The sequence below is a fragment of the Clostridium zeae genome (assembly GCF_017312485.1).
Classification (GTDB): domain Bacteria; phylum Bacillota; class Clostridia; order Clostridiales; family Clostridiaceae; genus Clostridium_AR; species Clostridium_AR zeae.
Genome location: NZ_BMBA01000002.1, coordinates 1,199,622 through 1,222,350, shown reverse-complemented (window position 1 = coordinate 1,222,350; position 22,729 = coordinate 1,199,622). Strand labels below are relative to the sequence as shown.

18 protein-coding genes are annotated in these 22,729 nt (G+C 32.3%); 15 read left to right on the top strand and 3 right to left on the bottom strand.

Annotated features, from left to right (window positions below):
* Positions 1-1,087 precede the first annotated feature (1,087 nt).
* Genes J3477_RS14660 through J3477_RS14645 form a run of 4 tightly spaced genes read left to right on the top strand, consistent with a single transcriptional unit; the run spans position 1,088 to position 5,879 of the window.
* On the top strand, positions 1,088-2,518 hold the full coding sequence (locus tag J3477_RS14660) for an Eco57I restriction-modification methylase domain-containing protein (protein WP_206870686.1): 1,431 nt from the start codon (positions 1,088-1,090) through the stop codon (positions 2,516-2,518).
* A 1-nt stretch (position 2,519) separates the two neighbouring features.
* On the top strand, positions 2,520-4,664 hold the full coding sequence (locus tag J3477_RS14655; protein ID WP_206870685.1) for an ATP-binding protein: 2,145 nt from the start codon (positions 2,520-2,522) through the stop codon (positions 4,662-4,664).
* Positions 4,664-5,260 (top strand): hypothetical protein, encoded by a 597-nt coding sequence (locus J3477_RS14650; RefSeq protein ID WP_206870684.1) that lies wholly within the window; start codon positions 4,664-4,666, stop codon positions 5,258-5,260. Before J3477_RS14655 ends, J3477_RS14650 begins: the two co-directional genes overlap by 1 nt.
* Complete coding sequence (locus J3477_RS14645) at positions 5,253-5,879, top strand: HNH endonuclease (RefSeq protein ID WP_206870683.1); 627 nt, start codon at positions 5,253-5,255, stop codon at positions 5,877-5,879. The genes J3477_RS14650 and J3477_RS14645 overlap by 8 nt, the downstream gene beginning before the upstream one ends.
* A 504-nt stretch (positions 5,880-6,383) precedes the next feature.
* On the opposite strand, the gene J3477_RS14640 is transcribed toward J3477_RS14645, so the two are convergent.
* The 3 genes from J3477_RS14640 to J3477_RS14630 form a co-directional block, all read right to left on the bottom strand.
* The gene (locus J3477_RS14640; protein ID WP_206870682.1) at positions 6,384-6,797 is read right to left on the bottom strand and encodes an LAGLIDADG family homing endonuclease; all 414 of its coding nucleotides are present in this window, start codon (positions 6,795-6,797) and stop codon (positions 6,384-6,386) included.
* A gap of 334 nt (positions 6,798-7,131) precedes the next feature.
* Positions 7,132-8,070 carry an FAD:protein FMN transferase gene (locus J3477_RS14635; protein ID WP_206870681.1) on the bottom strand — a complete coding sequence of 313 codons (939 nt, stop codon included), beginning with the start codon at positions 8,068-8,070 and terminating at the stop codon, positions 7,132-7,134.
* A complete protein-coding gene (locus tag J3477_RS14630; protein WP_206870680.1) occupies positions 8,063-9,010 on the bottom strand; it encodes a LysR family transcriptional regulator in 948 nt (315 codons plus the stop codon). Before J3477_RS14630 ends, J3477_RS14635 begins: the two co-directional genes overlap by 8 nt.
* Positions 9,011-9,182: 172 nt before the next feature.
* Between J3477_RS14630 and J3477_RS14625 the strand changes: the two genes are divergently transcribed.
* The 11 genes from J3477_RS14625 (at position 9,183) to J3477_RS14575 (ending at position 22,721) form a co-directional block, all read left to right on the top strand.
* On the top strand, positions 9,183-9,782 hold the full coding sequence (locus J3477_RS14625) for an NADPH-dependent FMN reductase (protein WP_206870679.1): 600 nt from the start codon (positions 9,183-9,185) through the stop codon (positions 9,780-9,782).
* A gap of 14 nt (positions 9,783-9,796) precedes the next feature.
* Positions 9,797-12,220: a flavocytochrome c gene (locus J3477_RS14620; protein ID WP_206870678.1), complete on the top strand. Its 2,424-nt coding sequence runs from the start codon at positions 9,797-9,799 to the stop codon at positions 12,218-12,220.
* 792 nt (positions 12,221-13,012) lie between these two features.
* Complete coding sequence (locus J3477_RS14615) at positions 13,013-15,094, top strand: BglG family transcription antiterminator (protein ID WP_206870677.1); 2,082 nt, start codon at positions 13,013-13,015, stop codon at positions 15,092-15,094.
* Positions 15,095-15,109: 15 nt separating this feature from the next.
* A complete protein-coding gene (locus J3477_RS14610; protein WP_206870676.1) occupies positions 15,110-15,397 on the top strand; it encodes a PTS sugar transporter subunit IIB in 288 nt (95 codons plus the stop codon).
* Between the two features lie 29 nt (positions 15,398-15,426).
* Complete coding sequence (gene ulaA / locus J3477_RS14605; RefSeq protein WP_206870675.1) at positions 15,427-16,698, top strand: PTS ascorbate transporter subunit IIC; 1,272 nt, start codon at positions 15,427-15,429, stop codon at positions 16,696-16,698.
* 134 nt (positions 16,699-16,832) lie between these two features.
* The gene (locus tag J3477_RS14600; RefSeq protein ID WP_206870674.1) at positions 16,833-17,435 is read left to right on the top strand and encodes an SIS domain-containing protein; all 603 of its coding nucleotides are present in this window, start codon (positions 16,833-16,835) and stop codon (positions 17,433-17,435) included.
* A gap of 4 nt (positions 17,436-17,439) precedes the next feature.
* Positions 17,440-18,339: a 4-hydroxy-tetrahydrodipicolinate synthase gene (gene dapA / locus J3477_RS14595; protein ID WP_206870673.1), complete on the top strand. Its 900-nt coding sequence runs from the start codon at positions 17,440-17,442 to the stop codon at positions 18,337-18,339.
* Between the two features lie 221 nt (positions 18,340-18,560).
* Complete coding sequence (locus tag J3477_RS14590) at positions 18,561-19,202, top strand: beta/alpha barrel domain-containing protein (protein ID WP_206870672.1); 642 nt, start codon at positions 18,561-18,563, stop codon at positions 19,200-19,202.
* 235 nt (positions 19,203-19,437) lie between these two features.
* Positions 19,438-20,259, top strand: coding sequence for a transketolase (locus J3477_RS14585; RefSeq protein ID WP_206870671.1), 822 nt, complete (start codon positions 19,438-19,440; stop codon positions 20,257-20,259).
* A complete protein-coding gene (locus tag J3477_RS14580) occupies positions 20,259-21,179 on the top strand; it encodes a transketolase family protein (RefSeq protein WP_206870670.1) in 921 nt (306 codons plus the stop codon). Before J3477_RS14585 ends, J3477_RS14580 begins: the two co-directional genes overlap by 1 nt.
* Before the next feature lie 21 nt (positions 21,180-21,200).
* Positions 21,201-22,721: a phosphohexomutase domain-containing protein gene (locus J3477_RS14575; RefSeq protein WP_206870669.1), complete on the top strand. Its 1,521-nt coding sequence runs from the start codon at positions 21,201-21,203 to the stop codon at positions 22,719-22,721.
* Positions 22,722-22,729: the final 8 nt, after the last annotated feature.

The window sequence follows — 22,729 nt, the reverse complement described above, 5'->3', positions numbered from 1 at the left end:
AAAATTCTTGTGTTCCTGGAGTTCGTTGATTTAAATTTTACTGTATTTTATAGCTTACTTGGAGGCATTATTTTATCATGTAATATCATGATGAAAATTAACTGTATTGTATTATTATTTGCTTTTTACGCCATTTAATAGCAATATGATATATTTTAAATTTAGAAATATTAAATTACACAATAAATATAATGTGTAAAAGAGTGCTTTTTTATTAGAAAATTATCAGTAAGTTGTAAAGTATTACAGATGAGAAAAAAGGAACTGGAATAATTAAGATAACAGAAGATTCAATACATGGTGATTTAGATGGTATTTAAAATACAAATTTAAATATTTTTATTGTTAGGAGTATATTTATATTAAGAATAAAAAATATAAATTTTTAAGTTTTATTTATTGAGAATCATAAATTGAAATGATAAGACTGATGTAATGTACATTTCGTTATTAACTATATTACTCCTTAGCAATATGGACTTGATGTACAAATTATATTGATGTTTGTTCTGATTATTGTGTATAATAACGTATAGTAAGAGTCATTATCTGTTGAAATATGTTAGTGTATAGCAGGGGCATGAGTATTAAGGTATATACAAGATGATTTTTTGAATTTTGTAATCAAGCTTTCTCAGAGTACATCATTACTAAGCAAATTAATAGTTTTGTTTAACGGATAGACCAGAAGTAAAGGTTATGTTAGTGTATACTAAGGGAGCCTTTAATGGTGACCTGAGTTATTTATAATAATGAAACTTATGAATAACCTTATCAAGGAATTTAGTAAAAAACGATTGCGTCCAATAGAGAGTGTAGGATTATTCCACTTTTTGTTTATGGTTAATTAGCATTAGTGACTGATTCTAAACCTTTTTTGGTGCGGAGTGGTTATCTACAAAGCAATGTAAAATTTAATAATCTAAAAATATATTAAGAAGTATTTGATAAGTATTATCGGAATGGTTCCTATGCTGTAATGGTAGAAATCATTGCAAATTATTTGTAGGAACCATTTCCAAATAGCTTAAACCAACACGGTAAATCCAGAATGGAACATTTCAAATCTATCATATTGAGGTAAATCATGAGTTTTATATTTGACAACAAAAAGAATAAGAAAAAATGCCAGATATTCACACCACAATCAATGGTGGATACTATGTTAGATCTGGCCGGATATACAACAAACTTATTGGGACGTCGAGTTCTTGAAAATTCTTTTGGAACAGGAAATATATTAAAAGCTATTGTAATAAGGTATATTGATAGTTGCTTAAATGATAATATTCCATTTGAAATAATTTCTGAGAACCTTGGAAAAGATATTTATGGAATAGAACTTGACAATGAGCTGTTTTATAAATGTAAGGAAGAGCTAAATGCTATAGTTGCATATTATAAATTACCTCCAGTTGAATGGAGTTTATATAACGATAATGCCTTGACGTGGGAAACCGATCTAAGCTTTGATTTAATAATAGGAAACCCACCATATATTACCTACAAAGAGATTGATGAAGATAGTAAGAAGCAGATTAAAGAGTCATTTGTAACATGTTCTGTCGGAAAATTTGATTATTGCTATGCTTTCATAGAAGCTGGTATTCAACTGTTAAGCACAAGTGGAAAATTAGTTCAATTAGTTCCTAGCAATATTTATAAAAATGTATTTGCAAATAAACTGAGACATGCATTGAAAGAACATATCTCAACCATATTAGATTACCCATCTCAACAAATTTTTCAAGGGGTTTTAACATCAACTAGTATCTTTCTTTATGATCGAACAAATCAAAAAGAATATATTTGTTATAGGAACGAAACGGAACAGACTGAATTGCTAATTCAAAGAAAACAACTTAATGGAAAATGGATGTTCTCTAACAGCATAATAAGGGATACTAATACTATAAGGTTTGGCGATGTTTTTAATGCGTCTATAGTTATTGCAACACTATTGAATGAAGCTTTTATTGTTACTAAAGATAAGATATCTGAAAAAGCAATAGAAAAATCTATTTTAAGAAAAGCAGTAAGTCCTAGATCACTTCGATATAATAGAGAAGAGTATATTATTTTTCCGTACAAATACGATGATAACACTCTTGTACATATTAACTCCAACACATTTAAAGATGATTTTCCAGGTGCAGCAAAACACTTAGAGGAATACATTGTGAAACTTGATAAAAGAAAGAAAGATAAAAATGTTCAATGGTTTGAATATGGGCGCACACAGGCACTTGCACATTTAAATCAGAGAAAACTTCTTATTTCCACTGTAGTTACAAATAAAGTAGATATTTATGAATTGGATAGAGATACTATACCATATTCAGGAATTTATATAACAGAAAAATCTGGCTCTAGTTTTACGCTTAAGAATGCAAGATTTATTTTGGAGAGTCCTGAATTTATGGAGTATGTAAAAAAAGTTGGTATTAGTGTAAGTGGTCAATCATTAAGAATAACATGTAAGGACATTAATAACTTCGAATTTAAAGGAGGTAGTTGAGTTGGAACAATTAAAATATATCATTGAAGATAGTACTATAGCAGAGCTTCTTGGTGTTCAAAACTTTACTAACGATGAATCGGCTGTTCTTGAGTTAGTCAAAAATTCTTACGATGCTAAAGCAACATTTATTACTCTATGCTTTGAAGGTAACCAGTTTATTATTACTGATGATGGTATTGGAATGAATGTAGATGATATAAAACGTCACTGGATGCATGTAGGCAAAAGTAGTAAAGAGTATGAGGTTATAGATGAAAATAATAATGTAAGGGTATTGGCTGGTTCCAAAGGTATAGGTCGTTTTGCACTATCAAGATTGGGGAGAAATATTGAAATTTGTTCAAAAAAATTTGGGTCAGTGGGGGTTGTTTGGAGTACCGATTGGAACAGTTCGCTTTTAAGTGAAGATGAATCTTTAAATGAATGTGGAACCAAAATTAGTATAGGTAATTTGAGAGAAAAATGGAGTAAGAAGAGAGTGGAGAATCTTGCAGATTTTATTTCTAAAACATATAATGATAGTTTAATGAAAATAGAAATTTCGCATCCAGGTTTTACAAAAGTTATAGAAAGATACTTTCCTATGCCTCAATTGGGTAAAAACTGTTTAAGCAATATACAGCTTAAGTTTAATAGTGACAAATGTGTACTTACCACTATAGTACAATCAGATGAGTTTCTTGATAAAGCTAAAAGATATTGTCCCCAAATTGATATTAACAAATTTAGGGCTGAAACAGATATGATTGATGAATTCAAGGCCTCGAAAGAATTAGATTTATCAATGGAAGAACTCGAGGAAAAATTGAAAAAACTCGGTAATTTTTCGGCAGAAATGTATTTTAATATAAATTCAACCTCAATTGAAATGGAAAAGTTTTTATATAAGTACTCAAGTTTACCCGAACCTCTTAAAGGAGGAATAATTTTGTACCGTAATGCTTTCAGTATTTCAGCTTATGAAGGGAAAAAAGACTGGCTCGGATTAGGAAAACGCTCTAGAAAATCCCCGGCGGCGGCATCTCACCCAACTGGTGCATGGAGAGTTCGTGAAAATCAGTTAGCTGGTAAAGTTGAAATTGATAAAAAAACAAATGTTGTTCTGCAAGATTTATCAAATAGACAAGGATTAAATGAAAATATTTATTACCAATTATTTGTTGAAATAATCTTAACTGGGCTCAAAGAATTTGAACGGTATCGTCAAGCTATTGTTAGACTAATTGATGTAAAAAATAATGTAGAGCCTGATAACAACCCTACTCCAGTATCAGATAAAGTTGTTTCTAATCCAGCAACTGTATCTAAACTTACTTCTATTGAGGCAAAACAGTTGGCAGTGGAAATTAAAAGCTACAGAAAAGAAAGCTATGAATATAAGCGCGAGAAAGCGAATGTTGAAGAACGCTATAAGTATGATGTTAGAATTCTTAATGTCCTTGCAACTACTGGTCTTAAGGCATCATCTATTGCACATGAAATGCGAAATGATCGAAATTCAATTGCAGCTAATAGTGAAAATATTATTCGTGCGCTTCAAGAATACGATATGTGGGATGAGCTCTTAGCACCTGATAAAACGGAAAAAGCATATAAAAATGTCCCTCATTTGATTAAATCTAATAGTGAAGTGAGTGCTAAAATAGTAGCATTTATGAATACAATGCTGTCAGAAATGGAAAAAAAACAATTTGAGGCTACATGGCAAAGCATTACGGATCTTCTTAACAAAACTAAAAATATATGGGAGAGAGATTATGCTTGGGTGTCAATCACATTACAATTGGAGGAAGACGTTTGCTTTTTAATGTCAGAGGATATTTTGCGTGTTATATTTGATAATTTAATATTAAATAGTATCCAACAGAATGAAAATATGGATCACATTAATATAAGTATAATTGCTAGAGAAGAGAATGGTTTAATTTATTTTGTATATTTTGATAATGGAAAGGGACTTGATAAAAAATATAATTCAAATCCTAGAAAAATCCTAGAAGTTCATGAAACTACACGTAAAGATGGGCATGGTCTCGGAATGTGGATTGTTAATAATACTATAGTGATGTCTGGTGGAGAGATCATTAGAATAAATGGCGAAAATGGTTTTTCTATAGAGTTTTCTGTGGGAGGTAAAATGTGATGGAGAAATTTAATATATTATATATTGACGATTCGCCCGACCCTGGGTTGGAGCGTTATCTTGATACAGAATATTCTAACCCTAAATATGAAATAGAGTATTTAGAGATCAAATTTAATCCTGATGATGGATATGAAAGTTTGATACGAAATCCTAAGGTGCAGTCGGCAAATATTATTTTTATTGATTCGAGGCTGTTTCAAAACCGAACAATTGCTTCTGGAAAATTTTCAGGAGAAGAGTTTAAAATTATACTGAAAAAGTATTATCCTTTTATCGAAGTAATTGTAATTACTCAGAATGATGCAGATTCTCGTGTTCAAACAATATCAAAATATGATCCTAATTGTGGTAAGACGGCTTCAGTATATTATGCTGAACAATTGCCACCATACATAGAAAAAGCAATAGAAAACATTTTAGTATATAGACGACTTGCAGAAAAATTAGAGGTTAATACAAGCTGGGAAGATACTTTAAAGGAGAAAATAATAAACTCACTTAATGGGGTTGGGATATACGATGAACTCACTAAAACTGATATTAATAATCTAATTAATGCATTTAAAGAAGTACAGGAGAAAATAAATGATTGATGATTATAGAGTAACTAAATATTGTCCACTAGTTGAAGATCTGAGAGCAAAAAAACAATGTGTAGTGGATAAAATAAAAAGTGTTTATCCTAGAGCGAAAGATATGCATGCATACATTAAGGTAAATGAAGGCCCATATAAAATAGAGTTTATGAAAGCATACAATTGTAAATGTTCTTACTGTGGAGCATCTATTGATATATTGCCAAAAGAAATGTTTGAAATAGATCATTTTATCAATGAAAAGTCTTTTAATAAAAAAGCTGATGCAGGATTTATTGAAAATCTTGTATTAGCTTGCCATTCGTGTAATCACCGAAAGAACGCTTTTCGGTTACCTGAAAATGATAGAAAATTTATCTATCCAGATACAGAAGAAATTAAAGACACATTCAAGCGAGATGAACAGTATTACATAATAATTTCTGAAGAATTAAGTTCTAATGAAACAGTTAAAAATTTTTATAAAACTCTTGGTTTAGAAGGAGAAATACATAGATTAGACTATTTATTGATGAATATGATAGGTTTGCAACGTACATTGAAAGATAAACCAGAAGCTTATGCTAAATTTGGACAAGCTATTGATATGTTACGAATGAAAAGAAATATGATGTAATATTTAATATATAGGCTATAGAGAGTGTTGAGTATTAAACCCTTTCTTTGAAGGCTTTCTATATAAGTTATTAGAAATTAAATACTTTCTAAAAATACGATTTTATTTATAAATTCTTACTATAGTCATCTTCGATCACATTTACAATTTATATATGCTCATCATAAAGTTAGTTATAAGAAAAACATGATGTAGCAAAGCTTTCTTTATAATGTTATTTTTCAAATTTATTCTTAGAATAAAATAATATTAAGGAAAAGTATAGTTAATTAATAGATTATTGCAGTTAATGGAAGATAATAATAGTAAATATATATAATTTATACTGAAATTGTATAGTCAGGTTTTAAATAAGAAGCGTCGTTATTATGAAGAAATATCTTATAATAATTATTTAAAAATCCAGTAAAGTGTTATTAGAAAATATATTAAATTTAGTGGATTTCAAAGGTCACGGTTTGCCTCCACCATATAACCCCCTAGACAGAAATGTATAGGGGTTCCCTATTTAAGTGCAATAAACCTTTCATAAAACTTTCTTTTCTTTTCTAAGAGTTCTTCAGAATACCTGCCATTTCTGGGTGTTAAGCTTTTATATTCATTTATAATCATTAAAGCTCTACGTTTTTTACTTTCAATAACAAGGTAAGGGGATATCATTTCTAGAAAGTTTATGGCATCATTGTATCTCAATGTATATGAAAAACAATCTTTATGTCTTTCAGTATTATAATTTTTCTTTCTTTTAATTACTCCGGTATTTGTTTTGTCTTTAATCCATTGTAGAAGTTCTAAGGTTGTAGAAGCTATGGAAACACAAGGGGAATGAAGTTCATTGCTGTGAAAGCTGGTTAGCATAATGCTGCCTTCACCATCAATTATTCCAGCTATATAAGCTTTTTCTTCATTTGTAAGCATAAGTACCTCCGAAAGTATTGTGTATTGAAATTTGTATAGTAATAGTATTACCAAATTTGATAAATCTAAAAATTATTAATAGGAATATTTCGATTCAAAAATGAAATTTAAGAAATACAGAATTTGTATTTTATTAATAACTATATGGTTAATGCCAGAATTAAAATTGTGTGTTAATATATAACTACTAAATTGATTTTATATTTCAATCTTGTGGAGATTTTTTTCTTTTAACCGAAAAGGAGCATCGCTCCTGATTAAAAATTAATCATTTTGCGACACTCACTTATAATTTTCTGGGACAACAATGAATACGACCTTATTCCTTGGAACATTACATTGTTAATGGATATATTCTTCCTATAAGATTATCTGTATAGGCTAGTTTTCCATCCACAGTTATTACAACAGCACCCATCCCCTTAATGCTATTAACTCTACGAATAATTGAAGCAGCATCTAATCCAAACAATTTTGTAGTATATATATCGCAGTCTAGGGATTTATCAGCAATAATAGTTAAAGACGCTATATTATTTTCTATTGGATAGCCTGTTTTGCTGTCAAATATATGGTGGTATTTACTGCCATCCTTTTCAAACATTCTCTCATATATTCCTGAGGTTACAACGGATTGATCTTTTATTTTCACAAGTGCCACCGCATTTCCCCTTGGTAGAAACGGATTTTGTATTCCCACATTCCAGTCACCGCCGATTGACGGTGATTCACCAAAAACTAGAACATTACCTCCCATATCCACCATGGCTGAAACGGCCCCATTTTTCTTAAATAATTCCATAACTTTATCAGCAAAATAGCCCTTGGCTATGGCTCCAAGGTCTATCTCAATGCCTTTTTTCAAGAAATACACGGTCTTTTTTTCATCATTTAGTTGTATATTTTCAGGCTTTAAAAGTTCCAGTACCTTTACTATAGCTTCTTTCTCTGGTACATGTGCATCCTTAAAACCTATTTTCCATAATTTTATTAATGGACCTATTGCTATATTTAAATATGTATTCTCACATAGACTATGTTCTTTTCCTATTTTTATCAGCTCATACAGTTCCTCATCTACTTTTTGTGGAGCCAATGCAGCTGCTTTTTTTAGCATCGCAAGCTGCGAGGTATCACTGTTGGCACTAAAGGTTTCTTCATAATGAATCAGCATATCCTCAGCCTTTTCTGCAAGCTTTTCAGCAGCATCTGCTTTTACATATATAGAGATTTTTGTTCCCATAAGATATATTATTTTCTTATACTCATTCATTTTGATCTCCTATATTGAAATTATTTTCACCAGGAACCAGAAATGCTTCTATAAGGTCTTTATCAACGGCAGTTAGTTTTTTATCGCTGTGGTATGCTATAAAATAATCTAAACTAAGCTCATCAATTGGAACTTCATATATATTGTATTCAGATGGGCATTCCTTTACATAGATGCTTTCTGGTATAAAGGTCAGTCCCAAATTACTGGTTGCAAGATTACGTATAGTATAGATTTCGGTGCTTTCCATTATGATGTTGGGTTCCACCTTATAAAGGCTTAATAACTGATCTATCTGCTTTCTTATAGCAGAACCTTTGGAAGTTAGTATAAGTTTTTGACACAATAGCTTATTTATGTCTATAGTTCCTTCTGGAATAATGGCGACGTCTTTCTGATATAGATCACAGCAGCGAGGAATAACAGCACGGTATCTGTGCCTGCCCCAAGTAATGGAGTTTAAGTTGGGAGAAATATTTCTTGAATTTTGTCCAAGCCAAAAATCTAATTCACCATTCTGAGTTAGTTTTTCATTTTTTTCTGGTAAAGCCTCTGAAAGCTCTATTCTACAGTTTGGATGCATATTCAGAAATTTTGGTAAAAAAAGAGGTAAAAGGTAGGTTCCAAGGCTAGGAAGCACTCCTATCTTGATAACCTTGCTATCTATATCTGACACAGCTGATATTTCTCTAAGCAGCTTAGCGTAATTATTTTCTATTGAAGTTAAATACTGATAATATATCTTTCCCTGCTCGGTTAATCGATATGGAAGATCGCTACGATTGATAAGCTCACAGCCTAACTGACTTTCTACCCTTTTAATAACCTGTGTCAAGTAAGGTTGAGAAATATAAAGTGATTTGGCAGCCTTGCCATAATTACTGTACTTTAAAATGGCATCAATATAATACAAAATATCTTGAGAATAGTATTTTGACATTTAATTCATCCTTTTGTGAAACAAATAACTTATTTTTTATTGTGTTTGATTATAACAAATATGTTATCAAACTTCAATAAATAACTATTAGATATAATATATTCAACATGTTAAAATTATATCAAATAATTAATGAAATTATGAAGTTTTGAAATTGAGAGAGGAGATTACTATGAAATATTTAGCAATTGTAGGTACTAACTCAGACGTGTCAACTAATCGTATGCTGCTTCAATTTATGCAAAAGCATTTTTCCAATGGGGCAGAGATAGAACTATATGAAATTAAGGCTTTACCTGCCTTTAATGAACCAGAGGATTCTGATATTCCTGAAAAGGTAGCAGAGTTATCTGATAAAATTCTTAAAGCAGATGGAGTAATAATAGCAACTCCAGAGTATGATCATGCAATACCTGCGGTTTTAAAGAGTGCTCTTGAATGGATTAGTTACACTAGTCAAGCACTTACTGACAAGCCTGTTTTAATTGTAGGAGCTTCCCATGGTACACTTGGTTCTTCTCGTGCACAAGCACATCTTAGACAAATACTTGATTCGCCTGAGCTTGCTGCCAGAATCATGCCAAGCAGTGAATTCCTTTTAGGAAAATCACAAGGTGCATTTGATAGCGAAGGAAATCTTATCTATTCGGACAAGCTATCAGAGCTAGATGAAATTTTCAGAGAGTTTCTTCTATTTACAGATATTACATCAAAACTTTTAGCAGAAAAAGTTTTAAATAAAAAAGTTAAAAAATTCACTTGGCAAGAGTAGGAGGATTAATAACAATGAAATTTATAGCAATTGTTGGAACTAGTGCAAAAAGATCATATAATCGTAAACTCCTTCAGTTTATGAAAAAATACTTCGAGTCAAAGGCAGAAATAGAGATACTTGAGATTACAGATGTTCCTATGTTTAATCAATCTGATAATCAGTCCTCAAGTGAAGTGATACAGATGTTCAATGATAAGATTATAGCAAGTGATGGTGTTATTATAGCTACTCCAGAGTATAATCACTCAATACCATCTAGTCTTAAAAGCTTAATTGAATGGCTAAGCTTTGATCTTCATCCACTTGCTGGCAAACCAGTAATGATCCTTGGTGCTTCTCTTGATACTCAAGGGTCTTCTCGTGCACAGCTACATCTTCGTCAAATCCTAGATGCACCAGGTGTTGATGCCAATGTAATGCCAGGATATGAGTTTTTACTTGGAAGTGCAAATAAAGCATTTGATGAACAAGGTAATCTAAACAATGAAAGAACCATAGATTTCCTAGAAATATGCTTCCTACGTTTTATGCGTTTTGCAAAGATTTCAAATCAGCTAAACGAAGAAGAAGAGTTTACCTTCAAACCAGGAGTATATGAGGTAAGTGCAATAGGGCACAGCGGAAGTCTTCCAATGAAAGTATCTTTTAGTGAGAACAGAATAGAAAGTATAGATATAAATACAGAGGGCGAGACAGAAGGGCTTGCAGATGTAGTTTTTGTAAGAATACCAGATAAAATAATCGAAGGACAGACATTAAATGTTGATGCTCTTTCCGGTGCTTCAGAAACTAGTAATGCTGTAATAGACGGTGTAGCAAAAGCAGTTAAACTTGCAGGAGTTAATCCTGACATACTTAAGAGACGTCCAAAGCCTGCTAGCAGCTTAATCAAAGAAGACGAAGAATATACTTGTGATGTAGTAGTTGTAGGCGGAGGCGGCGCTGGACTAAGTGCAGCTGCAACAGCGTTGCAAAACGGTTCAAGTGCTATTGTTCTTGAGAAATATCCAGCAGTAGGTGGAAATACCATACGTTCAGGTGGTCCTGTCAATGCTGCAGATCCAGAGTGGCAGATACAGTTTGAAGAAAATCCAGGAGAAAGACATACTATTGAAGCACTACTAGATACAGATGAGAGCTCAATTCATCCAGAATATATAGAGGATTTCCGTGCACTTAGAAAAGAGTTTTCTGCTTACCAGGAAAAGTTTGGTACACAAAAGGGACATCTATTTGACTCTCCACTACTTCACAGAATGCAAACATATTTTGGTGGTAAAAGAACTGACCTTAATGGCAACACAATATACGGACAATATGACCTGGTAAAGATACTTACAGACAGAGGTTTAGAAAGTGTTAAATGGCTAGAGGAAATAGGGGTTGAGTATGATAAGAGTATAGTATTTGCTCCTGTTGGTGCACTTTGGCGTCGTGGTCATAAGCCTACTAAAAGTCATGGTTCATCATTTATACTTGCACTAACAAAATATGTACAAGATAACTCAGGAAAAATCATTACTGATAGCCCTGTAAAAGAATTTATCATAGAAGATGGTGAAATAAAAGGAGTTATAGCAACAGGTGTTAATGGCCAAAAGATAACTGTTCATGCAAAAGCAGTAGTGCTTGCAAGTGGTGGTTTTGGTGCAAACACAAAGATGCTAAAAGAATATAACACTTACTGGAGTGAAATTGCTGATGATATAAAAACTACTAATTCCTACGCTATGACTGGTGATGGAATATTACTTGGTAAATCAGTTGGAGCAGCACTTACAGGAATGGGCTTTACCCAAATGATGCCTGTGTCCGATCCTGAAACTGGTGAATTATTTAGTGGACTTCAAGTGCCTCCTGAAAACTTTGTAATAGTTAATAAAGAAGGAAAAAGATTTATTAATGAATTCTCTGGAAGAGATGTTTTAACAAAAGCTGCTATTGGACAAGGTGGGTTATTCTACCTTATAGCTGATGATGAAATAAAGAAAACTGCAGCTAATACAAGCCAAGAAAAGATAGATCGTCAGGTAGAAGCTGGCACTCTATTTAGAGCAGATACTCTAGAAGAGCTAGCAGTAAAAGTTGGTATGGATCCTGCAACTCTTATAGACACTATTAATAAATATAATTCATATGTTGATGCAGGCTTTGATCCAGAATTCCATAAGGATACATTTAGCTTAAAAGTTGAGAAAGCACCGTTTTATGCTACTCCTAGAAAGCCAGCAATTCATCATACAATGGGTGGACTTAAGATAGACACTAAAGCCCACGTATTAGACGAAAATGATAAACCAATTAAAAATCTTTATGCTGCTGGAGAAGTTGCTGGAGGTATCCATGCAGGTAACCGTCTAGGAGGTAATGCATTAACTGATATATTTACCTTTGGAAGAATTGCTGGTAATACTGCAGTTGAAGAAATGAAATAACTATTAATGGAAAATATAAAACTTGTAGAGGTTTTGTTTGATGTTATGGCGATATTTAGAAAATTTACTCCAAGAATTCTTTTAAATATACCTATTTTATTGTGTTAAACTTTTATATACAGTTTTATTAAATCTTTGAGATGTGTATGTAGATAGTTATTATCAGAAGCATGGTAGTAGCGCTACAACTTACTTTCACTAGAAGACCCACGGAAATCTAAAAATGGATTTTCGTGGGTTTTAATTTGTTCAAAATATAATTGTGTTGTAATATATCTTTAATCATTTAGTATATATGCTTTTCCCATTTCTATAAGCATTTGAGGATACCCATTCTTAATTTAAATTCTATAAAATTATAAATCAAAACAATTTTGGAGATATTAGCTTGAAGGGATAGTTTATAGATAAACTACTTCATATTGAAATCTATCCAAATAAAGATTCGTAGAACTATCGAAATCTTTATTTGGAGCTGGTTTATCTATAAATGATTCAGAGGCAAACAGGCAAAGTATTGTCTCTTAGGTATAAATAAAGAGATGAATAAAGATATAAAAAAGGAGCTTATACTGTTCGATAACGATTGGATAGATGCCATAGAACCTAGCAATTTACACAGTTTTGCTAGTTCTATTTAATTTTTGTCTAACTAGCGGACAAAAGTTGAACCTAAATTGAATTGAAAACGATATACAATTAAAATAGAATGATGTTGAGGAGGCGATGAAAAATAACAATCCAAAGACGAGATTATAATTAATCTTAATAAGAAAGCGAGGATTAATATAAATGGATAAAGAAATCGTATCAATTCTTCAGATTTTACTAAATAGTACACTGATAACTACAAAAGTTTTGCAAGAAGAAACAAATTCTACAAAAAGACAAGTTACATACAGACTAAATAAAATTAATGACCTGTTTAAAGTTAAAAAGGTTCCACTAATAACTTTAATGGCCAATAAAGATATAATTGTTCAAAAGGAAACAAAGGATGCAATTAAAGAAATCCTAATAAAGAACTATTCTAAAAATACTTACTACTTTAGTAAAACAGAACGACTTTTATATATGTATTTGATGCTTTTTATAAACCTAGAAGATATATCGATTAATCATTTTATAGATTCCCTAAAGATAAGTAGATCTACTGTAATTCTTGATTTTAAAGATTTTATACCTGATCTGGAGAAAAAAGGGATAAAAGTTAAAAATAATCGTACAAACGGCTATTATTTAGTCGGATCTGAGATGGAGATTAGAAGGATACTTATTAAAAGTATCATAGAGACACTATCTAATGAGGACGGTTCAAGAGTATTTGACATTTTTATTAAAGAGTACAAATTAGATAGTTATGAAGAAGCTAAAGATATTATATCAAAGCTTGTAAAAAAACATAAAATTACTTTTGTTGAGAATAGATTGGTTGAATTTATCTATATATTCATTTTTCTAAAAGCCAGAATGCTATCAAATAAAATCATTACTTCAGAAAATATAGATATTCCTAATATTTCAGCTTTAACATCTATGAAAGAATATGGATTTGCTGAAGAATTATTAGAAGTATATGATAGCAAAGATAAGATAAAACCTCACGATATAATGTACATCAGTGCTTGGATTTTAGGTATATCCGTAGGAAACTTTGAAGAAGGTACAAGAGACAGGGAAGTAATCACAGAAATTGTGAACAAAATGATGATAAAGTTTGAGTATTTAAGTGGAGTTAATTATATAAGTCATGAAAAAATATTCAAGCAACTATATTCTCATTTTAGACCAGCTTATTACAGACTTTTATTTAAACTACCTATATACAATCCACTTTGTAAAAGGGTAAAAGAAGAATATGGACTATTATATAGAATTGTAAGCAATGCAATGAAAGAATTCTGCGGCCTATTTGGAGAAGAAATTCAGGAAGAGGAATTAGCGTATCTAACAATGCATTTTGCGGCTATTTTCTCTAGCAGAAAGAAATTTAATATTCTTAGAAAAAGAACAGCATTAATAGTTTGTTCAAATGGGGTCGGTAGCTCAGCTATATTATATGCAGAGCTCACAAATTTATTTCCAGAACTAAACTTTTTACCACCATTAGAATCCTCTAAGCTAAAAGAGTTCGGTGAACCTGTAGATATTGTGTTTACTACTAATTATAAGGCAGAGGGGTTAGAAATAGATGTACCAGTAATTAAAGTTAGTCCTGTTATGACCCAAAAGGAAAAATATAAGCTTACACGTGAAGTGTACATTCAGTTGGGTGATATTTTTTTAAGACAACCAAAAATAGATGAAGTTATGGATATAGTAAAAAAATATGCGAAAGTAACTTCAGAAAGTTTACTTTCAAATGAATTATTATCCTATTTTGCACAAATAGAGAATTTTACGTCTAAGGGAGATGAAGGACTTATGTTAAGTGAAATTACTAACGAAGCACTAATAAAACTAAAGGTTTCAGCTAAAAATTATGAAGAGGCTATAAGACAGTCAGCAGCTGTTCTAGTTGAAAATGGTAAAGCTACAGAAGAATATGTAGATGCTATGGTTAAAACTGCAAAAGAATCTGGAGCCTATATCGTAATTACAAAACATGTGGCCTTGCCACACGCAAGACCAGAAGCAGGAACAAAAGAAATCGCAATAGGTATTGCTACTTTAGAAAATCCTGTTGAGTTTGGACATGAAGATAATGATCCTGTAAAATATGTATTTTGCTTAAGTGCTATAGATAATAATAGTCATTTGCGTGCAATGTCTGAGCTTGTTGAATTATTTGAAATGGATGAGTTTTTTAAGACTTTAGACAATGCTAAAGATCCTAAGGAAATTATAGATTTTATAAAATCACATGAATCATAAAAGGAGGAGTTATTTATGTATAAACTATTAATCGCATGTAGAGCAGGGGTTGGCTCAAGTTTAATGTTAAAGATAAAGACCCAACAAGTAATAAAGGAAAATAATTTTCCAATAGAGGTTGAGCACGGTTCATTAGATTCATTAAATGGATTTACTGGAGATGCTGTAGAAACATTGGTTGATGTTGCTGAAGAACTAAAAAAGAAAAACTTAAAATTTGATGTTATTGGTATCCATAATATTATTGATCGTAATGAGATTAAAAAAGCATTAGAACAATTTCTTGCATCAAAAGAAAAATAAAATTTAATAAAATAAGGGAGAGATTATAGATGGATTTTATTATAAGTTTATTAAGTACCCCGGCTGTTTTACTTGGTGTAGTTGCATGTATAGGGCTGATTCTGCAAAAAAAATCAGCTACTGATGTATTTACTGGTGCTTCAAAGACCCTTATAGGCTTTTTAGTATTTGGTATCGGTGCATCTGCTATGACTGGATCACTACAAAACTTTAATAAATTATTTCAATATGGTTTTGGTATCACAGGAGTTATAGCATCACCTGAAGCTGCTACAGCACTTGCTCAAAAGACATTTGGATTTGCGGTTTCATGTACATTGATTTTAGGATTTATATTAAACTTAGTTTTTGCACGTATCACTAGATTTAAGAACATATTCTTTACAACAGGGCATAGTTTATTCTTTTCTTGTGTATTAGTACTAATTATGAAGGCTCACGGATTCAGTGACATGATCACAATCCTTACTGCTGGAACAATTTTAGGCTTTATGTCTGCAGCATTACCTCAATTCTGTCAACCATTTATGCGTCAGTTGACAGGTGGAGATGAACAGGCTATTGGTCACTTCAATATGATTGGTTATGGTTTATCTGGTTATGTTGGTCGTATATTCTCAAAATATAAAGAGGAAACTACAGAATCAATCGAATTTCCAAAATGGTTAGCAGTTTTTAAAGACTTCTTAATGGGTCTATCAATAATTATGTTGATTTTATTCTATGTTGCAACTTTAAAAGCTGGTCAAACATTTACTCAAACACTTTCTGGGACACAACACTGGTTGGTTTACCCTATAGTACAAGCATTTACATTTGTTGCTGGTATGTCAGTATTAATGACAGGTGTTCGTATGTTCTTAGCTGAAATAACAGCTGCGTTCGTTATTATAGCTGAAAAGTATATTCCAGGATCACGTCCAGCGTTAGACGTACCAACTGTATTCCCTTATGCACCAAATGCAGTTATTTTAGGATTTATCTGTTCATATACTGCAGGTCTACTAGCAATTGTGGTTATGGTAGCATTGCCTAGTGTGTTCCCTGTAGTAATTATACCAGCTGCTCATATCTGTTTCTTCTCAGGTGGTACAGCAGCAGTATTTGGTAATTCATCAGGTGGATGGAGAGGAGCAGTTCTTGGATCATTCATTGCAGGATTATTACTTGCATTCCTTCCAACCTTACTATATCCGGTTTATGGAACACTTGGTATACAAGGTGCTACATTCCCTAACATAGATTATAACGTAGTTGGTAATGTGTTGCATAGAATTTTACAATTAATAAAACCTATCTAAGTTAATTAATACGGGGCTGTCGCATTGAGAAATCTAAACACAATATGTTTTTTTTAGAATTTAGAAATCTAATATAAAACATTGTAGTTTTTACTCTTTATGTTACAGCTCCATAATTTTAAGGAGGACAAATCATGGTTGGAAATACAGTACCTGAATTTTTAGATATATTGGCTAATGAAATATCAACATTTATAGCTTCAATTGATGAAGCTGCTATTAATAAGGCTCGTGATCTTATTCTTGAAGCAGAAAAAAATTATGGACGCGTACATGTTACTGGTATCGGTAAGCCAGGTCATGTATCAGGATACATTTCTTCATTACTTTCATCCACTGGAACACCAGCATATATATTGCATGGAACAGAAGCTGTGCATGGATCAAGTGGCCAAGTGGTCCCTGGCGATGTGGTCATAGCTATATCAAATAGTGGTGAAACCCAAGAACTAAAATCAACTGTTGAGACCTTAAAAGCTAATAAAGCTAAAATTATTGGAGTCAGTGGCAATCCTAATTCATGGCTAAAAGATGTTTCAGATACCTTCATCTTCGCAGGAATTAGAGAAGAAGGGGATTCTCTTAATAAGGCACCTCGTGCTTCAATCATTGCAGAAACAATAGCCTTACAGTCATTGAGTATTGCATTACAACATGCTAAAGGGCTTGATGCACAGCAATATCTAAAATGGCATCCAGGTGGAAGTCTAGGAAAATCTATTAGAGAAGGGAAATAATTTTATGGAATATAAAGGTATTATATGTGCGATGATCACGCCTCTTGATGAAAATCAAGATATCAATCCTCAAGCAACCCGTGAATTGATTGACTACCTAATCGGCAAAGGTGTTTATGGATTATTTATTTTAGGAACAAATGGCGAATGTCATGTTCTAACAGATGATGAAAAAGTAGAATTTGCAAAAATTGTTATTGAACATACAAATAATAGAGTGCCTGTTTTTGTAGGAACAGGTGGTAATTCTACTCGTGAAGTTATAAATTTATCAAAAAGAATGGAAGAGATTGGTGCAAGTGCGCTATCGGTTATAACACCATATTTTGTGGCTCCAACACAACAGGAATTAGTTGCACACTATAAAGCAGTTGCATCATCAGTTAAGCTACCGATTCTGATGTATAACATGCCAGGGAAAACTGGTATAAATATTGAACCGGAATCAGTGCGTGAATTAGCTAAAGTTAAGAACATTATTGGTATTAAGGACAGTGGTGGAAAGCTGGAAAACATGAAAGCTTATCTTGAAGTAACTAAAGGAGAAGATTTCGGCGTATTCTCAGGTTCCGATTCACTTATTCTTGATATTCTTAAGGTTGGTGGACAAGGTGCAGTTGCAGCAACAGCAAATTTTCTAGCAGAAATAGATGTAGCTATATATAACAATTTTATTAAGGGTGATTTGGAAGCAGCTCAAAAAGCACAAGATAGCATTGAAGAACTTCGCCGTATTCTTAAGTTTGGAACTATACCATCTGTTATCAAACAGACTGTTACGTTAAATGGCATAAATGTTGGACCTGCACGTCTTCCAGCAACACAACCTACCGGTGAAAAGCTTGAAGAAATCAAGCGTGTAGTTGAAGCTTATAAAGCTACATTTAATAGTGGTTTATACTAAGGATTTCCTGTTTGAAAACTTAATTTGTACTTGTTCGAAGATCGCTGTTTAAGGGACTTTTCGGACATGCATAAATTAATAGTTGAGTTAAGAAATTTATAGATAAACTACTTCAAATTAGAATTTATCCAAATAAAGATTCTATTCGGAACTGGTTTATCTATATATAAAAACTTTAATGAGAATCTAATAATGTAATAAGGAATATTGAGGTGAATGATATGAAAAAAATGAATATAACAAAAAGAATGGTAGATGTTGGAGCTCTAGCAATAGTAAGAGTAAAAACACTTCAGCGTGCATGCGAAATAGCTGAAGGCTGTATTAAAGGTGGTATACCGGTTATGGAAATGAGTTACACCTTAAATAATGCAGGAAGAATTATCGAGGGACTTAGCGAAAAGTACGGAGAAGAACTTTGTGTTGGAGCAGGTACAGTTTTGGATAGTGAAACCGCTCGTCATGCTATTTTACATGGAGCACAGTTCATTATTGCACCAACTTATAATGAAGATGTAGCAAAAGTATGTAATAGATATCAGATACCTTATGCACCAGGATGTACATCATTAACTGAAGCTGTAGAGGGATTAAGTTTAGGTGCTGCATTTATTAAGGCTTTCCCAATCTCAGATTTCTATGGGCCAAAGCTAGTGAAGGTATTCAAGACACCAATTCCTGATATGCCAATTCTAGCTAGTGGTGGAATTACTCTTGATAACTTGCACGTATGGTTGGAAAACAAAGTAGATGTTTGTGGATTCGGAGGTTTATTAACCAACGGAAGCTCAGAAGATATAGCGAAAAACGCAAAAAAAATTCGTGAAATCATAGATGAGTTTAAAGATTCTACTGAAAAATAATTAAAGTTAAGGGGTTGTCACATTAAGAAATTATATCACAATATGTTTTTTAGAATTTTGAAATCTATATGGATGTACCACTTCATATTGAAACTTATTATTTTTAAATTCTCTAACCAAAAACCGTGAGAGTTTAAAAAATAGATTTCGGATTGAAGTGGTACATCTTTAATACAAGATATTGTGGTTTTATTCTTTGAGTTACAGCTCCTTGAAAATATAGGAGGAATAGAAGTTGAATACAGAAAAACTAAAAGATATAGCAAAAGCTATAAGAATAGATATAGTTGAAATGCTAGCAGAAGCAAAATCAGGACATCCAGGTGGGTCACTGTCAATAGCAGATATACTAACAGTATTATATTTTGAAGAGATGAACATAAAGGTGGAAGAACCTAAGTGGGAAGATAGAGATAGATTTGTATTATCAAAAGGACATGCAGCACCAGGACTTTATGCAGCTTTAGCTGAAAGAGGATACTTTAAAAAAGAAGAGCTTAAATCTCTTAGAAAAATTGGATCTATATTGCAGGGTCATCCAGATATGAAGAAAACTCCAGGAGTAGATATGTCTACAGGGTCTCTTGGTCAAGGTTTATCGGCAGCAAATGGAATGGCACTCGCAGGAAAGCTAGATAAAAAAGACTATAGAGTATATACAATAATAGGTGATGGAGAACTACAAGAAGGTCAAATATGGGAAGCTGCTATGAGTACAGCTCATTACAACTTAGATAATCTAGTAGCCTTTGTAGATTTTAATGGACTACAAATAGATGGATCAAATGAAGAAGTTATGAATGTAAGTCCAGTAGATAAGAAGTTTGAAGCCTTTGGATGGAATGTGCTAGTTATAGATGGACACAACTTAGAAGAAATAAAAACAGCTCTAGTTAAAGCTAAAGAAGTTAAAGGAAAACCAACAGCAATAATAGCTAAGACAGTAAAGGGAAAAGGAGTTTCCTTCATGGAAAATCAAGCCTCCTGGCATGGAACAGCACCAAATGAAGAGCAAAAGGTGCAAGCTTTAAGTGAGTTAAAAGGAGGAGAAAAATAATGAATATAGCAACAAGAGAAGCTTATGGAGAAGCATTAAAGGAATTAGAATCAAACGAGAAAATAGTAGTATTGGATGCAGACCTTGCAAAAGCAACTAAAAGTATAGAATTTAAGAAGGTAGCACCAGAAAGATTCTTAGATATGGGAATAGCTGAAGCTGACATGATAGGAACAGCAGCGGGACTCGCTACTTGTGGAAAAATACCATTTGCAACAACTTTTGCTATGTTTGCAGCAGGAAGAGCCTTTGAGCAGATAAGAAACTCAGTGGCATATCCAAAATTAAATGTGAAGATAGCTGTAACTCATGCAGGTATAACAGTGGGGGAAGATGGAGGAAGCCATCAAGCTATAGAAGATATATCTTTAATGAGAAGTATACCAAATATGGTGGTATTAAATCCGTCAGATGCAGTAGAAGCAAAAAAAGCAGTATATGCAGCAGTTGAATACCAAGGACCTGTATATATAAGATTTGGAAGAGCAGCAACACCAGTAATTCATAATGAAAGCTATGAATTTAAAATAGGAAAAGGTGAAGTATTAAGAGAAGGAAATGACATACTAATAATAGCTACAGGAATAATGGTAGCAAAAGCATTAGAAGCAGCAGAGACTTTAAGCAAGGAAAATATAGAAGCAACAGTTGTAAATATAGCTAGCATAAAGCCGCTTGATACAGAGCTTATAGTAAGTTTAGCTAAAAACATAGGTAAGGTAATTACAGCAGAAGAACATAGTATAATAGGAGGATTAGGTTCAGCGGTAGCAGAAGTATTATCAGAAGAATATCCAGCTAAACTTAAGAGAATAGGACTTAAAGATGTATTTGGACAGTCAGGAACCCCAGATTTACTACTAGAACACTATGGACTTACACCAGAAGCTATTGTTAAAGCGGCTAAAGAACTAAAATAATCTTAAAAAGGAGGCATATCAATGGCTACAAGTTTTTCCTGCATTAAGGAAGATTTGAGTATATCATTAAAAAAGTTAGTAAACGGTACTGATATTAGAGGAATAGCTATAGAAACTAAAGAGCATAAAGCAAACTTAACTCCTGAGATTGTAGCTTTAATAGGTAGCGGCTTCTTTAAGTGGCTAAAAAGTATTGGTGATAACAAAAGTAACTTAAAAATAGCTCTAGGAATGGACTCAAGATTATCTGGCACTATTTTAAAAGATGCTCTAACTGACGCTTTAATTAAAGAAGGAGTAATAGTATTTGATTGCGGGATGACCACAACACCATCAATGTTTATGACAACTAGATTAGAAGATTACAAATGTGATGGAGCAATTATGATCACAGCAAGTCACCTTCCTTATTACTATAATGGTCTTAAGTTTTTTACTTCAGCCGGTGGATGTGAGAAAGAAGATATTGAGAAAATAATAGATTTTTCTATAAATAATGAAAGCTCATCAAAAAATTTAAGTGGTCAGGTGAAAAAGTTTAGTTTAGTTGATGACTACTCAAAAGTACTTGTTGATAAAGTGAGAGAAGCTGTAGGATCAGAAAAACCATTAACAGGAGCTAAAATTATAGTTGATGCAGGAAATGGAGCAGGAGGTTTTTTTGCAACCAAGGTATTAAAGAATCTTGGAGCTGATATAGAAGGAAGTCAGTTTTTAAATCCTGATGGCAATTTTCCAAATCATATCCCTAATCCAGAAAATAAAGAAGCCATGGAGTCTATAAGGAATGCAGTTTTAAAGTGTAAAGCAGATCTTGGGATAATTTTTGACACAGATGTGGATAGAGCTGCTATAGTATCAAAATCTGGGGAAGAAATAAATAAAAATGCTCTAATAGCTTTAATATCTTCAATAATAATTAATGAAGAAAATGGGGTAACTATAGTTACTGATTCCATAACTTCAACAGGTCTAACTGATTTCATAACTAATTTAGGTGGAATTCATCATAGATTTAAACGAGGATATAAAAACGTTATAAATGAAGCTAAAAGGTTAAATGATGAAGGCATTGAATGCCCTTTAGCAATAGAAACATCAGGTCATGCAGCCTTAAAAGAAAATTACTTTTTAGATGATGGTGCTTACCTTATAGTAAAAATCCTTATAGAAATGTCTAAACTAAAAAAAGAAGGAAAAGACATTGATTATTTAATAAAGAATTTAAAGCATCCTAAAGAAAGTAAGGAAATTAGAATAAAAATAGATGATGATGACTTTAAGGTTTATGGTCAATCAGTGATTGATAATTTAAAAGAATTGTCGCATAAGTTTGAAGGCTGGAATATTGAACCTCAAAATTATGAAGGAATAAAAATAAATTGTACTAAAGAGGAAGGTTGGTTTTTATTAAGATTATCCTTGCATGAACCTCTTCTTGCATTAAATATTGAAAGTGATATTGAGGGCGGAGTAGAGGAGATTTTAAAAGCTCTTAACTTTTTCTTTAGTAATTATGATAGTTTAAATATGAAATTATAAAAGGTTGG

Bases quoted from the DNA above. Each gene is read 5' to 3' on its own strand.
- J3477_RS14660 (WP_206870686.1), top strand. From the start codon at position 1,088: ATGAGTTTTATATTTGACAACAAAAAGAATAAGAAAAAATGCCAGATA.
- J3477_RS14650 (WP_206870684.1), top strand. From the start codon at position 4,664: ATGGAGAAATTTAATATATTATATATTGACGATTCGCCCGACCCTGGG.
- J3477_RS14645 (WP_206870683.1), top strand. From the start codon at position 5,253: ATGATTGATGATTATAGAGTAACTAAATATTGTCCACTAGTTGAAGAT.
- J3477_RS14640 (WP_206870682.1), bottom strand. From the start codon at position 6,797: ATGCTTACAAATGAAGAAAAAGCTTATATAGCTGGAATAATTGATGGT.
- J3477_RS14635 (WP_206870681.1), bottom strand. From the start codon at position 8,070: ATGAATGAGTATAAGAAAATAATATATCTTATGGGAACAAAAATCTCT.
- J3477_RS14630 (WP_206870680.1), bottom strand. From the start codon at position 9,010: ATGTCAAAATACTATTCTCAAGATATTTTGTATTATATTGATGCCATT.
- J3477_RS14625 (WP_206870679.1), top strand. From the start codon at position 9,183: ATGAAATATTTAGCAATTGTAGGTACTAACTCAGACGTGTCAACTAAT.
- J3477_RS14620 (WP_206870678.1), top strand. From the start codon at position 9,797: ATGAAATTTATAGCAATTGTTGGAACTAGTGCAAAAAGATCATATAAT.
- J3477_RS14615 (WP_206870677.1), top strand. From the start codon at position 13,013: ATGGATAAAGAAATCGTATCAATTCTTCAGATTTTACTAAATAGTACA.
- J3477_RS14610 (WP_206870676.1), top strand. From the start codon at position 15,110: ATGTATAAACTATTAATCGCATGTAGAGCAGGGGTTGGCTCAAGTTTA.
- ulaA (WP_206870675.1), top strand. From the start codon at position 15,427: ATGGATTTTATTATAAGTTTATTAAGTACCCCGGCTGTTTTACTTGGT.
- J3477_RS14600 (WP_206870674.1), top strand. From the start codon at position 16,833: ATGGTTGGAAATACAGTACCTGAATTTTTAGATATATTGGCTAATGAA.
- dapA (WP_206870673.1), top strand. From the start codon at position 17,440: ATGGAATATAAAGGTATTATATGTGCGATGATCACGCCTCTTGATGAA.
- J3477_RS14590 (WP_206870672.1), top strand. From the start codon at position 18,561: ATGAAAAAAATGAATATAACAAAAAGAATGGTAGATGTTGGAGCTCTA.
- J3477_RS14580 (WP_206870670.1), top strand. From the start codon at position 20,259: ATGAATATAGCAACAAGAGAAGCTTATGGAGAAGCATTAAAGGAATTA.
- J3477_RS14575 (WP_206870669.1), top strand. From the start codon at position 21,201: ATGGCTACAAGTTTTTCCTGCATTAAGGAAGATTTGAGTATATCATTA.